At 60.3% G+C, this 12,634-nt stretch carries 13 protein-coding genes; 7 read left to right on the forward strand and 6 right to left on the reverse strand.

Annotated features, from left to right (window positions below):
• Window positions 1–95: 95 nt before the first annotated feature.
• The 3 genes from ACVWYO_RS11605 to ACVWYO_RS11615 all read right to left on the reverse strand — a co-directional run bounded on the left by ACVWYO_RS11605 (window position 96) and on the right by ACVWYO_RS11615 (window position 2,475).
• On the reverse strand, window positions 96–425 hold the full coding sequence (locus ACVWYO_RS11605) for a single-stranded DNA-binding protein (RefSeq protein ID WP_457350901.1): 330 nt from the start codon (window positions 423–425) through the stop codon (window positions 96–98).
• Between the two features lie 51 nt (window positions 426–476).
• On the reverse strand, window positions 477–1,124 hold the full coding sequence (locus ACVWYO_RS11610; protein WP_457350903.1) for a hypothetical protein: 648 nt from the start codon (window positions 1,122–1,124) through the stop codon (window positions 477–479).
• 379 nt (window positions 1,125–1,503) lie between these two features.
• Entirely contained in the window at window positions 1,504–2,475 is a 972-nt protein-coding gene (locus ACVWYO_RS11615) for an SDR family oxidoreductase (protein WP_457350905.1), read from the reverse strand.
• A gap of 5 nt (window positions 2,476–2,480) precedes the next feature.
• On the opposite strand from ACVWYO_RS11615, the gene ACVWYO_RS11620 reads away from it, so the two are divergent.
• Both ACVWYO_RS11620 and ACVWYO_RS11625 read left to right on the forward strand, forming a co-directional pair.
• Entirely contained in the window at window positions 2,481–3,188 is a 708-nt protein-coding gene (locus ACVWYO_RS11620; RefSeq protein ID WP_457350907.1) for a TetR/AcrR family transcriptional regulator, read from the forward strand.
• Window positions 3,189–3,244: 56 nt separating this feature from the next.
• Window positions 3,245–4,444 (forward strand): winged helix-turn-helix domain-containing protein, encoded by a 1,200-nt coding sequence (locus ACVWYO_RS11625; protein ID WP_457350909.1) that lies wholly within the window; start codon window positions 3,245–3,247, stop codon window positions 4,442–4,444.
• 108 nt (window positions 4,445–4,552) lie between these two features.
• Here ACVWYO_RS11625 and ACVWYO_RS11630 read toward each other — a convergent pair whose 3' ends face one another.
• Both ACVWYO_RS11630 and ACVWYO_RS11635 read right to left on the reverse strand, forming a co-directional pair.
• On the reverse strand, window positions 4,553–5,179 hold the full coding sequence (locus ACVWYO_RS11630) for an NnrU family protein (RefSeq protein ID WP_457350911.1): 627 nt from the start codon (window positions 5,177–5,179) through the stop codon (window positions 4,553–4,555).
• A 114-nt stretch (window positions 5,180–5,293) separates the two neighbouring features.
• Window positions 5,294–6,172 carry a LysR family transcriptional regulator gene (locus ACVWYO_RS11635; RefSeq protein ID WP_457350913.1) on the reverse strand — a complete coding sequence of 293 codons (879 nt, stop codon included), beginning with the start codon at window positions 6,170–6,172 and terminating at the stop codon, window positions 5,294–5,296.
• A gap of 116 nt (window positions 6,173–6,288) precedes the next feature.
• On the opposite strand from ACVWYO_RS11635, the gene ACVWYO_RS11640 reads away from it, so the two are divergent.
• From ACVWYO_RS11640 to ACVWYO_RS11660, 5 genes are all read left to right on the forward strand, one after another.
• Complete coding sequence (locus ACVWYO_RS11640; RefSeq protein WP_457350914.1) at window positions 6,289–7,167, forward strand: NmrA/HSCARG family protein; 879 nt, start codon at window positions 6,289–6,291, stop codon at window positions 7,165–7,167.
• A 64-nt stretch (window positions 7,168–7,231) separates the two neighbouring features.
• Entirely contained in the window at window positions 7,232–8,188 is a 957-nt protein-coding gene (locus tag ACVWYO_RS11645) for an alpha/beta hydrolase (protein ID WP_457350917.1), read from the forward strand.
• Window positions 8,181–8,558: a hypothetical protein gene (locus ACVWYO_RS11650; protein ID WP_457350919.1), complete on the forward strand. Its 378-nt coding sequence runs from the start codon at window positions 8,181–8,183 to the stop codon at window positions 8,556–8,558. The genes ACVWYO_RS11645 and ACVWYO_RS11650 overlap by 8 nt, the downstream gene beginning before the upstream one ends.
• Before the next feature lie 13 nt (window positions 8,559–8,571).
• Window positions 8,572–9,519, forward strand: coding sequence for a PhzF family phenazine biosynthesis protein (locus tag ACVWYO_RS11655; RefSeq protein ID WP_457350921.1), 948 nt, complete (start codon window positions 8,572–8,574; stop codon window positions 9,517–9,519).
• Between the two features lie 240 nt (window positions 9,520–9,759).
• On the forward strand, window positions 9,760–10,788 hold the full coding sequence (locus ACVWYO_RS11660; protein ID WP_457350923.1) for an AraC family transcriptional regulator ligand-binding domain-containing protein: 1,029 nt from the start codon (window positions 9,760–9,762) through the stop codon (window positions 10,786–10,788).
• Between the two features lie 5 nt (window positions 10,789–10,793).
• Here the strand turns inward: ACVWYO_RS11660 and ACVWYO_RS11665 are convergent, their stop codons facing one another.
• Window positions 10,794–12,632 (reverse strand): DUF885 domain-containing protein, encoded by a 1,839-nt coding sequence (locus tag ACVWYO_RS11665; protein ID WP_457350925.1) that lies wholly within the window; start codon window positions 12,630–12,632, stop codon window positions 10,794–10,796.
• Window positions 12,633–12,634: the final 2 nt, after the last annotated feature.

Genomic DNA, 12,634 nt, shown 5'->3' on the forward strand with positions numbered 1-12,634 from the left:
GTGAGGATCGTCACCCGGCAGGGCCGAGACCGCGTGCGGGCTCGGCCGGGGCGTAGCGCCGATAGAGCCGTGCCGAAGGCCGCCCCCGCATCCCATCAGCTATCCGAGTCCTCGGTGTCGGCTTTGGTCAGAACTGAAAACGTGTCGGTGATCAGCTCGGTTCGGTAAGATGTATCATTCGCTTCGCCATGCTGGCTCTCACGCACGCGGCCAGTGATATGAACAAGGTCGCCTTTGGCGGCATTATCGACCTGCGAAGCGACGTTCGAAAAACAGACCACGCTGTTCCAATGCGTATCCGTCTTCCATTCGTCACCGTCCCGTCGGTTGTAATTCGCCGCGACGCTGACGTACTTCACCTTCTCGCGCGAGGTGATCTTGCCGATCCGACCGATGATCCGGAACTCTGCGATATTCTGAGGCATCATACTCTCCTTGGCTGAAGCGAAATGCTGAAACCGCGCCGTTAGGAAGCGCTAGTCGCGCTCCCGTTCGGGGTGCCGGAAGTGATATTTCGCAATGTTTTCGGGCGTCGCGTAGAGCTGGTACGCTCGCGTCCAGTCGTGGCTGATCTCGTGTTGGGCGGTTTGGAGTGGCACCTGATGGGTGCAAACCAACCGCCACAAGACATAAGCCAGGACGTTCTTGTCGCCGGCGTTAGCTTGTCCCTCGCGTGGCTGAAGCCAGAGGTCGCGCATGTCGAGCGGCGCCCCTCCGATCGAGATCGGAATGAGATGGTCCAGCTCGTAGTCCGCCATGCGCTGCCCGGGATGCTGCGCATCCATCATGCGGCGCTTTAGCGGCCCGGTGATCGAATAGGCGGGTCGCGCTGACCGGGCGTAGCCCAGACGGCAGATCGTGTCGTCGATGTTTTCCTGGGTGATGGCGGGGTCGACCGCGCCCGGTGTTTCGGGCGGCGGAAGGAATGCGGCTCGGTTAGCGGCGAGCAACGGAGAGTGCATCGCCTGGGAGAGGCCGACAACGGCATCACACACGGAACCGTCGTTTGTTGTGGCGCAACCGAGCGGATTGGAACCGGCGGCTCCGTGGTCCAGTGCGGGGCGATACCACAGGACGATCGCTCCAAGGATCGCAGCGCCCCCCAGGATCGCGCGCGCCCTCATGCCACGGCTTCTAGCCGGGCAGTCGGTGCGTAATCTCTTTTGGCGTCGTGGCGATCCCGCATCTCCGTCATTATTACGACATAGGATAAAGATGGACAGCACTGATTTGATATGACGTCAGATCACGCGTTGAAAGACTGCCGTTTGATCGAGCAGAGCTCCGAAAAGCGCGTGCAGCGGGAACGAGGATGGTCATCTGAGCGCAACAGAAAACGCATGCGCCCTCCGGGTGCACCGCGAAGCGAAGCGTAGCGTCCGACGGCGGGTTTGAGTGTTCTCGGTTGTTTGGTGTGTATCGGTGGTTTTGCGATGGTTAGGCGTTAGCGCGTTGGCCGACTATGCCCTACGCGCTCAAGGGCGGACAATCTGCCGCTGTCCTCTAACCGGTTGATCTTGAAATGCCCTCGGCGAGAACACGTGACATGCCTTTCGGCTTACGACCGAGCAAAAGCTCAAGTGCCGGATCGACGGTTGCAAACTCGCCTTGTCGGCTCGCATGATAAAGCCCGAGGGCTATCGCCGTGGCGGATGGTGGAGCGCCCCGAGAAGCCATCCGTTCAGCAATTTCGCTGTCGGGTATCACCACTCGATGAACGGTGCGACCGGTGAGATTACTTATCATACCCGCAAGATCTGCAAGGTCTAAAGCCGCCGAGCCTGTGAGGGCGGCGGTTGGGCCATCATGCTCTTGCTCACTGCAAAGTAGGCGCGCATCTGCCTCTGCCAGGTCCTCATGGGCCGTCCACGCTACCTTGCCATCGGCCGGAGCGCTCACCGTACCGGTCTTTTGCCAATCGCCCATGAACATCAGGGCGCTTTCGGCATAAAAGCCGTGCCGAAGCGAAGTCCATGGGACTCCTACCTGTGAAAGCATAGTCTCCGTTGCGGCGTGATCGCGCGCGGGAGGAAAGGCGGAGGATTCATCGGCAGCAGCGTGGCTGGTGTAAAATATTCGCTTCGCCCCTGAACGGCGAGCGGCCTCGATCGCAGTCCGATGCTGGGCCAGTGGGTCGCCTCCAGTCGCAGCGGCGTTCGATGACACGAGCAGGACGCGGCTAGCCCCCTCGAAGGCGTGATTGAGGCTCTCACCGTCATCGAAGTTTCCAACGCGCACACGAACGCCCAACGCCACCAGATCTCTAGCCTTGCTTGGATCACGCACGCTAACCCCCACGCGTTCAGCCGGGACAAATTGGACGAGGGAGTTGACGATCGCCCGGCCAAGCTGACCATTTGCGCCCGTTACGATCAGCATAGCGCGACTCCAAATCGTTGATACTGTTATTTGTATTTCGTTGATAACTCGATGCCACAACCAATGGTAGCCAGTTTCGGTTTCCAACGTTATCATGACAAATGCTCGACGCTGACAGCCCTGTCTCTCAGGATACCAGGGAACGGATATTGATCGCTGCGGCTGATATCGTCGCGGGCGATGGCATAGACGCTCTTACGACCCGCGCTGTTTCTGCAGCTGCCCGCTGTCAGCCACCAACAATCTATCGAATTTTCGGCGACAAAAAGGGTCTGCTCGACGCTGTCGCAGAACATGTCTTCATGAACTATGCTGCTGACACCCTCGGCAAGCCGGCGCTCATGGATCCGGTAGAAGACCTACGTTCCGCTTGGGATGGCCACATAGCTTTCGGTTTGCATCACCCTGCGGTGTATCGGTTGATGGTTGCCGGGAGCAGCGCTGGCGCAGCGTCGCCGGCTGCTTCCAAGGGGATGGCCGCATTGCGGGGGCGTGTCAGGCGAGTTGCGCAAGCTGGGCTTTTACGCGTTTCCGAGGAGCGGGCCGTGGCGCTCATTCACGCTGCTGGAACCGGGGCGATCACCGTCTTATTGGAAGCCGGGCATGATCATGACGACCTTGACCTATCGCATATGGCTCGCGAGGCCGTCATGAATGCGATCCTGTCATCGACGCCGCCTTCGCAATCGTCCGACCGATCGCAACTCGCTGCAGCCTTACGGACGCGGGTCGAAGACGCTCCGATGCTGACGCCCGGCGAACGGTTGATGATGGATGAGCTTCTCGCCCGCATGTCGGACGACATATGAAGCGCTGCCGCTGACTGCCACGACGCCTTTCATCGATGCCCTTTTCAACGAGACACATGACCCTAGAGCTTTCTTCCTCCGAAGCGCGCCGCATGGCGCTCACCGCTCAGGGCTTCAATGCGCGCGAGCGCGAGAATGCCGTCGATACGAAGCGGTTGCTCGAGACGATATCGCAGTTGGGGCTTCTCCAGATCGATAGCGTCAACGTGCTGGTCCGCGCCCATTATCTGCCCTTGTTTTCACGTCTCGGCACCTTCGATCGCGGGCTTCTCGACGGGTTGATGGCCGAACGTCCCAAGCGGCTTTTTGAATATTGGGGCCACGAGGCATCGCTCATTCCAGTGGACTACTACCCGCTGCTGCGCTGGCGCATGGAGCGGGCGCTGCAGAGCGAAGGGATTTGGCAACAGCTCCGGCCATTTGCTGGCGCGCGTCGGTCAGAAGCTGACGTCTTGCTGGCCCGCATTGCCACAGAAGGCCCGCTTGCGGCGTCGGACCTGGCTCCCGCGATCGCGCGCAAAGGCATGTGGATATGGAGCGATGCCAAGCATGCGCTCGAATGGTTGTTTTGGTCAGGACTGATCGCCGCGACGCATCGCCGCGGGAGCTTCGAACGTGTCTATGATCTTACCGCGAACGTGTTGCCGCGTCGGGTGATCGACTTGCCTACGCCCACGGGAAACGACGCTCGACGGGCCTTGCTTGCGCGCGCCGCGAAGCAACTCGGCATCGCTACCCAAGGCGATCTGCGCGATTATTACCGCATTCCAGCGGCCGATGTCGCCATCCCAGTCACGGAGTTGGTCGAGGAGGGAGTCCTCACTCCGGTTAGGGTCCGGGGTTGGCGGCAACAGGCTTATCTGCACTGCGATGCCCGAAGCGGACGCAAGATTACGGGCGGTGCCCTTCTGTCGCCGTTCGATCCGCTCGTGTGGCGTCGCGAGCGAACCGAGCGATTGTTCGACTTTCGCTATCGACTAGAAATCTACACGCCGGCGCATCTGCGCGAGCACGGGTATTACGTCCTCCCCTTCCTCCTTGATGGAGCGCTCGTTGCTCGGGTCGACCTAAAAGCGGATCGGACAGCCGGTGCGCTGGTCGTCAAGCAGGCCACATTCGAGCCGAAAGCGCCGACGAATATCGTCGAGGCTCTATCGGCTGAGCTCGATCGGATGGCAGCCTGGCTTGATCTTGCAGGGTTAAGCAGCGGATCGATGGATATCCTCGTTGCAGCGCGTTCGGCATCGTCGAGCTGACAATCGACCAGAATTTATCATACTTTTTTTGCTCGCGTAGCGTCAAAACACCCAGCGCCAAATGCCTGCCGACCAGCCGGCCAGCGGTATATGCGCCCAGGTCGCCAGCTACCACAGAACGAGTCCGCCGGCCAGCGCGTGCGCCCCGAAGCCCCCCAATTTCGCACGGCCAGTAAGGATCGCTCCGAATGGAAGGTAGCTGGTGCGTTCTTCCCAGACCGGCCAGGCCTGCGGGTCGAGCTTCGCCTTCTTCCGATCCTGCATTGCGGCGCCAACCAATGCCAGGATGATAATCGCGCCGGACAGAATGACATTCTTGGTGACCGGGTAAATCAGGATATGCGTGGCACCCCAGAGCGCGAATGCCCACATCATCGGATGCCTCGTAACAGCATAAACGCCGCTGGCGGATGCTGTGGCTGCGTCTACGCCGGTCCCGGCCAGCGCTGGGTTTCGTACCAGGGATCCCATGAGCAGCACGGAGGCGACGAGCATGAGCGCGGTTGCGCCCACCCAGAGTCCGTCACCGACCGGCCAGATCGGGGTCGTCAACGCTGTTTCCCGATAGGCCCAGATCATCAAACCGAACGTGAGAAAGGCAACCAGCGAATAGACACCGAGAAACGCTTTCTCCCCTAGAGTACGAACCAGGGATCCGCGAAGCGGATGCGACAAAGCGAAATGCGTGCCCAAGAAGGTGGCAGCGGCGGCGAGAAGTGCGGCTGGTCCATTCATTGCCAATATCCCCATAAGGCCGACACAATATTGACGCTCTACAAGTATCCGCGCTGCCTACCGATTCCACTGTTCTGTTAAAGATGCGATCGATGGGCACTTTTATGCCTGTAATCAGACTGTGTCCATTGAAGCGCTCAATTCATCGAGAAAGATACGGACTTTCGTACTGGACAGCCTTCGCGTGTTTTGGAGGGCCCATATTTCGACCTTGGGTCCGTCCTGTACGCCCCATTGCACCAGTCGCCCATCGGCAATGTCCTGCTCGACCAAGAGCTTTGGGACGATCGCAAAGCCGCCCCCGCTGAGTACGGCGTCCCGGATCATCAGGTAGGATGACAGCCGTAGACGAAACCTCGGCAGAACCGCACGGATACCACTATCGGTAACGACACGCCATTCGGTCCCCGTTCGCGCAGTGCTGCTGCCTACCGCCATGATGGGTTGAGGATCGTCTCCCGCTTCTGTCCCCCAGGGGGTCTCCGACAGGGTCGAGCCGACGAGGAGACGTTCGTCCTCGAGTATGCGTCGACCGACCATTCGTTCGCTGGGAGTGGGGTCGACCCGGATCACAACATCGTAATCCTCCTCGATCGCGTTTACCGTGCGGTCTTCGGCGACGATCTCGACCTCCACTTCGGGATAGCGGCGCACGAACTCTGCTGCCACACGGGCGAGGAGGACATGGGCTAATACGATGGGCGCGCTGATCCGAAGCCTGCCCCTTGGAACCACCGCGCCGGCGATCAACCACTGTTCGGCGTCGGTGATCTCCGCCAACGGCCCGGCAGTCCGCTCATGGAGCGCGCGCCCGTCATCGGTAAGCCGCAACGCCCTTGAACCACGGTCGATTAAACGGACGCCGAGGCTGGCTTCGAGCTCCGTGACCTTTCGCGACAGCGTCGCTTTCGAACGTCCACTCGCCCTGCTGGCGCGGCCAAAGCCGCCATGCGTCGCGACATAGTTGAAATCGACAAGAGCGGAGAGGTTCATGATCGTTCCACTTTTGAGACATTGTGTCCCGTTACTGCCGTCTTATTACGCACTTTGAAACAGCTATCTTATGACAAGCAGCGACGGTTCTCCCGTCGCGATCACGGAGATACGACATGGCGATACTGGTAACAGGCAGCACAGGCACGATCGGCACCAAGGTGCTCAAGTCGCTCGAAGGACATGATGCCGAAGTACGCGCAATGACGCGCGCACCCGAAAAGGCGAACTTCGGGGCCCACGTGGCGGCAGTCAAAGGCGACTTGTCGGACATCGACAGTGTCAGGGCCGCGCTTGATGGCGTGACGACGTTATTCCTGCTGGCCCCCAATGCTCCCGATGAGCTTACCCAGGCAATGCAGACGGTGGCCGCGGCGCGCGAAGCCGGGGTGCGTGGCATCGTCTATCTGTCCGTTTTCAACGGTGAAATTTATGCCGACGTCCCGCATTTCGCGAGCAAGGTAACCGTCGAGCGGATGATCCATGCCGAGAAACTGTCGGCGACGATCCTGCGGCCTGCCTACTTCATCCAGAACGATTTGCGGCAAAAGGACGCCCTGCTCGGTGCCGGCGTTTACGGCATGCCGATTGGTCAACGTGGGATTTCGATGGTCGATGTCCGCGATATCGGTGAAGCGGCAGCCCACGAGCTGCTGCGACGCGAACGATCGACGACACCGTTGACCGGTGTAACGTATGATCTGGTCGGGCCCGATGTCCTGACCGGAGCGTCGCTTGCGACAATGTGGAGTGAAATACTCGACCGGCCCGTAACCTATGCGGGAGACGATCTGGAAATGATGGAGCAGCGGCTCAAGGCGGTCGGACCGGCATGGGCCGCCTATGACCTCAAGCTGATGATGAGGCGCTACCAGATGGACGGTGCGGTGGCGACGGCAGACGCTATCGAGCGCTTGACGACCTTGCTCGGCCACCCACCACGCTCATACCGCGACTTCGCCACGGCAGCGGCCAAAACCTGGGGAAACGGCTGAGCACGACGCCCCGCCGACGCCAACGGCGGGCCTCGCTGGCAGCGATCGATAACCGGAGGGTCTAATGACTGAAAATTACCATCAGGAGCATTTGCGCGATCGAGCCGCGATGCTGGCGATGCGCACGATGATCGCGCTTCAACCCGCGCCGGCGTTTGCCCCGAGCGGGCGTCAAGCCTTCGATGATCTGATGAGCAAAACTCCCTCCGCAGATGACGTCGCCTACGTATCGGCTCACGTCGGCGGTATAGCGGGATATTGGTGCCGTCCTGTCGATGCTCAACCCGGCGCCGCTCTCCTGTACCTTCACGGCGGCGCCTACGTGCTCGGTTCCGCTAAGGCATATTGCAACTTTGCAGGCCAGATTGCCAAGCGCGCAGGGATGGCGACTTTTGTTCCGGACTATGGCCTCGCGCCCGAACAACCATTCCCTTCGGCGATCAACGATGCCGAAGCAGCCTATCGCGGGCTCGTAAGCGACGGCTTTTCCCAGATCGCTATTGCGGGAGATTCTGCTGGTGGAGGGCTGGCGCTCGCAACTGCTGCGCGCATGACGAGAGCGGCGGTTGATGAGGGGGTGCTCAAACCGTGCGCTATTGCGGTCATGTCGCCCTGGACCGACCTGACGGTAACCGGGAATAGCGTAATGTCGCGAGGAGATCACGATCCGTTGCTGAACCGTACGGTCCTGATCCAGGCTGCGACACTCTATCTGAGATCAGCCGAAGCGACGATGCCCGCTGCTTCGCCTTTATACGGCGAACTGATGGACATGCCGCCCGTTCAGCTTCATGTCGGTGAAGACGAAATCCTGCTCGATGACGCCCGCCGCTATGCGAACAAGCTTTCTGAAGCCGGCGGGTTGGCAGATCTGCATGTCTGGGAGGGCATGCTACACGTGTTCCCCGCCAACGTTGCGTTGCTCAAAGCGGCGCGTGAAGCGCTCGACTTGGTCGGCGCTTTTCTCAACCGGTATTCTGTCCGCGCCGCGCATCATCCTTTGGAGCAATCACATGACTAGAATATTGTTCGTTGGCCAAAAGCCAGACACCGTCGATTTCTCAGACCCCGCTTTGCCACCCGGCTTCGATGCTGCAAAGATTGAGGCGGGAATTGCAATCGCGGTTGCAAAGATCGAAGAGCGCGGATGGATCGGCGATTTGTGCATGATCACGCCCGACCCGGCCGGCATCGCGATGATCGAAGACCAGCTGGTTTCCCAACGATACGATTGTGTCGTGATCGGCGGGGGCTTGCGGATCCCTCCCAATGGCTTGACGCTATTCGAACAAGTAGTGAACGCCGTTCACAGGAAAGCCCCTACCGCAGCGATCGCCTTCAATACGCAGCCTCAGGACACCGCCGAAGCTGCCGCCCGCCAGCTGGAATGATCGGTGAAATGCATTGGATCGAGGCAGGGCCGCTTCGCATAGCGCACCGCAATTCAGCGTCCGCACCGATGGGATCGATCATATACGTAAGATACCGTTCTTCACCGTCGATGTGTTCACGAAGCGACTTTTCGGCGGAAACCCGCTTGCCGTCGTTATTGGGGCCGACGCGCTGGACGTTCCGACCATGCAAGCCGTTGCGACCGAGTTCAACCTCAGCGAGACGACCTTCGTCCTGGCGGCGGCGGATCCGGTCAATACGGCACGCATCCGTATCTTCAATCGCACGGCTGAAATGGCTTTCGCCGGACACCCGATGGTCGGCACGGCCTTTGTCTTGGCTAACCTTTATCCGACTCTCAGCGTAGCCACGTTCAAGATCCCCGCCGGGATCGTGCGTGCCCGGATCGACCGCAATGCAGACGGCGTCTCGATCGGCGCGGGGATCGCGGCGCCGCAGCCTCTCAGTATCGGAGAAACAGTGCTTCCCGAGGTCGTGGCTCGGACGCTCCAGCTGGAATGGGCGGACATCGTCACGAAAAACCATCTGCCGACGCTCGCTTCGAACGGCACACCCTTCGTCATTGTCGAGGTCACCAGCGAAGCACTGGCCCGGTGCGATCCGTCCCTGATCGGTTTCAGGGAAGCATTGGATGCTTACCCGCAGTTCGGCAGCCGGTTCTCGGTTCATGCCTACACCAGGGAGGGGAGAACAATCCGCGCCAGGATGTTCGCGCCGCTTTCGGGAACGTGGGAAGATCCCGCCACCGGCAGCGCGAATGCGCCCCTCGCATGCTTGTTGCTATCGCTCGAGCCCGATGCCGATGCCGATGCCGATGAAGCGAGCTTCAGATCCACCAAGGCGTCGAGATGGGAAGGCCAAGCCTCCTACAGGTTGACGCGCTCCGTACGCCGGAGGGTATTGTCGCGACACTGCGCGGTTCGTGCGTATCTGTCATGAGCGGGGACATCTCGCTGTGACCGGCGGAGGCTTCGCGGCAGCGTTGCCTCTTGGCGCGCTTCGCCATTCGTTTGGCATCGTCCGGCATTGTGAGCCTTGGTGATGTAAGCCTAATTGGAGAGCGTTTCGACGCCATTGAAGACGCTGCGTTTTCCCAACGGCGTCATAATGGGAACGATGCCAGCAGACCGTCGGGTCGTCAGCGCGGAGCACGGTCCGGATGATTGAGGCTTATTGCACATGATCGATACACCTGCTGACAGATGCAAGATGCCACCGGCGTTCTGGCGCGGGTTTGCCGAGCTTGGCCTGCGGCCGGCTGTGATTCTGAGGCAAGCCCGCCTTCCCGCTACGCTCCATCTACAACCGCATGCATTCTATACGACTGCGCAGTTCTTCTCTGTCTGGGAAGCGGTAGAGAAGCTCTCGCTTGACCCGACCTTTTCCTTGAAGCTGGTCAAGGCGATGGACACTTCCGGGCATCAACCGGCATTCCTCGCGGCGTGTTACGCCGCGGACTATCGCGACGGCATTGCCCGGATCGACCGCTTCAAGAGGAACAGCCCTTCGGAGCGCTTTCATTTTGAGGAACGAAACGGCGAATTCTCGATCTCGAAAAAATGGGCTTATGCGACAGCGCCGGAGCCGCCAGCGTTAGTCGACTCGACCTTCGCCTATCTGCTGGAATTGGGTCGCAGAGGCATCGGTCACCATGTCGTGCCGATCGGCATCGAACTGACTAGGTCAGGCCCGGAGAGTGAGGCATATCTCGCGCATTTCGGCTGTCCGATCCGCTACGGGGCGTCGCATGATACGATGGTACTGAAATCTTCGGACCTCGATCGACCCTTCGCGGGGCATAATCTCGAGTTCCTCGATCTTCTAACGCCAGCGCTCGCAGCGGCCCGCAACGATCTTGATGCCGAAAGCAGTCTTTCCGATCAGGTCAAGATCGTCCTGAAACGAGGGCTTGCCAGCGGTCGGCCGGAAGTCGCCAACATCGCCGGTAAGCTCGGTACGAGCGAGCGCACTTTACAACGACGGATCACCGAGGAGGGGACTACCTTTCGCTCGCTTGTCGTCGAGGCGCGGCAGGAGCTTGCCGACCAGTTGCTGATCGATCCCTCGATCGGCATCGACGAGGTGGCCTGCCTCCTTGGATACCAGGACACGAGTTCTTTCTATCGCGCGTTCAAAGAATGGCAGGGAACCACACCAAATCGCTGGCGAACGCTCAGCGACAGGCCAGCGCACTCAGCACTACACTGAACGGTTCAGACCGCTGATGTCTTGGACCAACGCATGATCGCTGGGTCCAGCAGGGCAAGCGGCACTCCACCCGTCCGAACGATAGCATCGTTGAAGTTTGCAAGATCGAAATGCTCACCGAGCAAGGCAACGGCACGCTTCCGCAGTCGCCTGATCTCGACCAAGCCGACCATGTAGCCACAGGCCTGACCTGGAGCGACACAATAATGGTCAGCCTCGCTGGTGACTGCCTCTACGCCCTTTCCAGTCTGTTCGATGAGATAACTGACCGCCTTAGCGCGGGACCACCCCATCGCATGCAAGCCAGTGTCGACCACCAGCCGGCACGCTCGCAACTGTTGCGCCTGCAAATAGCCAATCCGGCCGAACGGGTCATCGGCATAGAAGCCGACCTCGTCGACCAGCTGCTCGGCATACAGCGCCCAACCCTCGTTGAACGCGTTGAAATTCAGCAGCATGGTCACTGGGGACACGCCCGTCGTCTCGGCCAGATACGCGCCTTGCCACGTATGCCCCGGAATGCCTTCATGCGCTGTCAGTGTTGGAAGCTGATACCGCGGCCATAGCTTTGTCCGGCGCAAATTGACGTAGTAAACAGCCGGACGCGCGCCGTCACGGGGCGCCGAGTTCATCGATCCGAGCGGTGCGCCGTCCTGAATGTCGATCGGAACGCGCTCTACGTCGATGTCGGCCTTGAGGTTGAGATGAGATATTTTCGGCATCACCACGCGAAGCGCGGCTATCCTCCCCCGGAGGTACGCGATCAGCTTGATGCGACCATCGTCGTTATCGGCGAACAGAAAGCGGGGATCGCCGTTCAGTGCGGCGAGCCGCGCCGCCACGCTTCCCGTCGTCAACCCTTGGCTCTTGAGCGCGCTGTCGACCTTTCCACGCAGTTGTCCGCTAAGCGATAACCCGAGTTCATGAATCTCACTCGGCGTCTTGACCGTCGTCGTACCGAGGCGGACCGCCCAGCGGTAATAGGCTTCTCCGTCGGGCAATCCTGCCACCCCAGCGCCCGATCCTGCAGTCGCAGTCCCCTTCGAGTACGCGTCGATTTGGCGGTCCAACGCTGGATAGATTTGGCCATTAACAATTGCCGAGCACCTTGCAGCCCAATCTCCAGGGATGGAGCCCTTGGCTGCCCTGCTTTGCAGCGATGTCGTCATTCCCTGCTGGAGCGCTGGGGTCGACCGGAACGAGCGCATCATGTCCAGCGCCTGCGTCGCCACGAAAAAAGGCGGGAATACACCGCGTGCGGCATCGCGCCGGATGCGTGCCGTCTCTCCGTCGAGCATCGCTGGAATGGCAGCGACCCGCGCGAGATAGGCTTCGGCGTCACTCACGTTGGCAATCTGGTGCTGAGAGTTGAGGAACTCCGGATAGTTACTGATCACGCCTTGCTGGTGCGTAACGACATAGGGCGTCGCGGCACCTTCGAAGCCGTCTTGAGCCCCTCCACCGTAGCCGAACGCTTCGCCTTCAAGCGCGCGCTCGCAGGCGTATTCGATAGAGGCCGAACACAGATAGCCCGGCGCGGACGTGGCGGATGCTGTGTGAGCAAGGCTTTGCCGTGTCGTCTGGGCTAGGTCGGCAAGGCGGTCGAGACCGATCATAGAAACATCAGGCATCCGGGATTTTAGTCCTCGGTGCCTACCGATATCCGCTCCGATCAGCGTCGCCAGATCCGGCCGCAGAACGAGCATGTTTTCGACAAATGCCGCAGCAAACGCGGCGTTATCCAGCGGCTGTTTCGCCGCCTCTGCAGGGCCCAAGCCTGATAGCAGTGCGGTCCCGGCAGCGCCCACCAGAACCGTTCGTCGATTCATCTCATTGCCGGTCACGC

Source organism: Sphingomonas sp. UYP23 (assembly GCF_054059235.1).

Excerpts from the sequence above, each read along its gene's own strand:
- ACVWYO_RS11660 (WP_457350923.1), top strand. The coding sequence starts at position 9,760 with ATGATCGATACACCTGCTGACAGATGCAAGATGCCACCGGCGTTCTGG.
- ACVWYO_RS11645 (WP_457350917.1), top strand. The coding sequence starts at position 7,232 with ATGACTGAAAATTACCATCAGGAGCATTTGCGCGATCGAGCCGCGATG.
- ACVWYO_RS11610 (WP_457350903.1), bottom strand. The coding sequence starts at position 1,124 with ATGAGGGCGCGCGCGATCCTGGGGGGCGCTGCGATCCTTGGAGCGATC.
- ACVWYO_RS11650 (WP_457350919.1), top strand. The coding sequence starts at position 8,181 with ATGACTAGAATATTGTTCGTTGGCCAAAAGCCAGACACCGTCGATTTC.
- ACVWYO_RS11640 (WP_457350914.1), top strand. The coding sequence starts at position 6,289 with ATGGCGATACTGGTAACAGGCAGCACAGGCACGATCGGCACCAAGGTG.
- ACVWYO_RS11620 (WP_457350907.1), top strand. The coding sequence starts at position 2,481 with ATGCTCGACGCTGACAGCCCTGTCTCTCAGGATACCAGGGAACGGATA.
- ACVWYO_RS11615 (WP_457350905.1), bottom strand. The coding sequence starts at position 2,475 with ATGATAACGTTGGAAACCGAAACTGGCTACCATTGGTTGTGGCATCGA.
- ACVWYO_RS11625 (WP_457350909.1), top strand. The coding sequence starts at position 3,245 with ATGACCCTAGAGCTTTCTTCCTCCGAAGCGCGCCGCATGGCGCTCACC.
- ACVWYO_RS11605 (WP_457350901.1), bottom strand. The coding sequence starts at position 425 with ATGCCTCAGAATATCGCAGAGTTCCGGATCATCGGTCGGATCGGCAAG.
- ACVWYO_RS11635 (WP_457350913.1), bottom strand. The coding sequence starts at position 6,172 with ATGAACCTCTCCGCTCTTGTCGATTTCAACTATGTCGCGACGCATGGC.
- ACVWYO_RS11630 (WP_457350911.1), bottom strand. The coding sequence starts at position 5,179 with ATGAATGGACCAGCCGCACTTCTCGCCGCCGCTGCCACCTTCTTGGGC.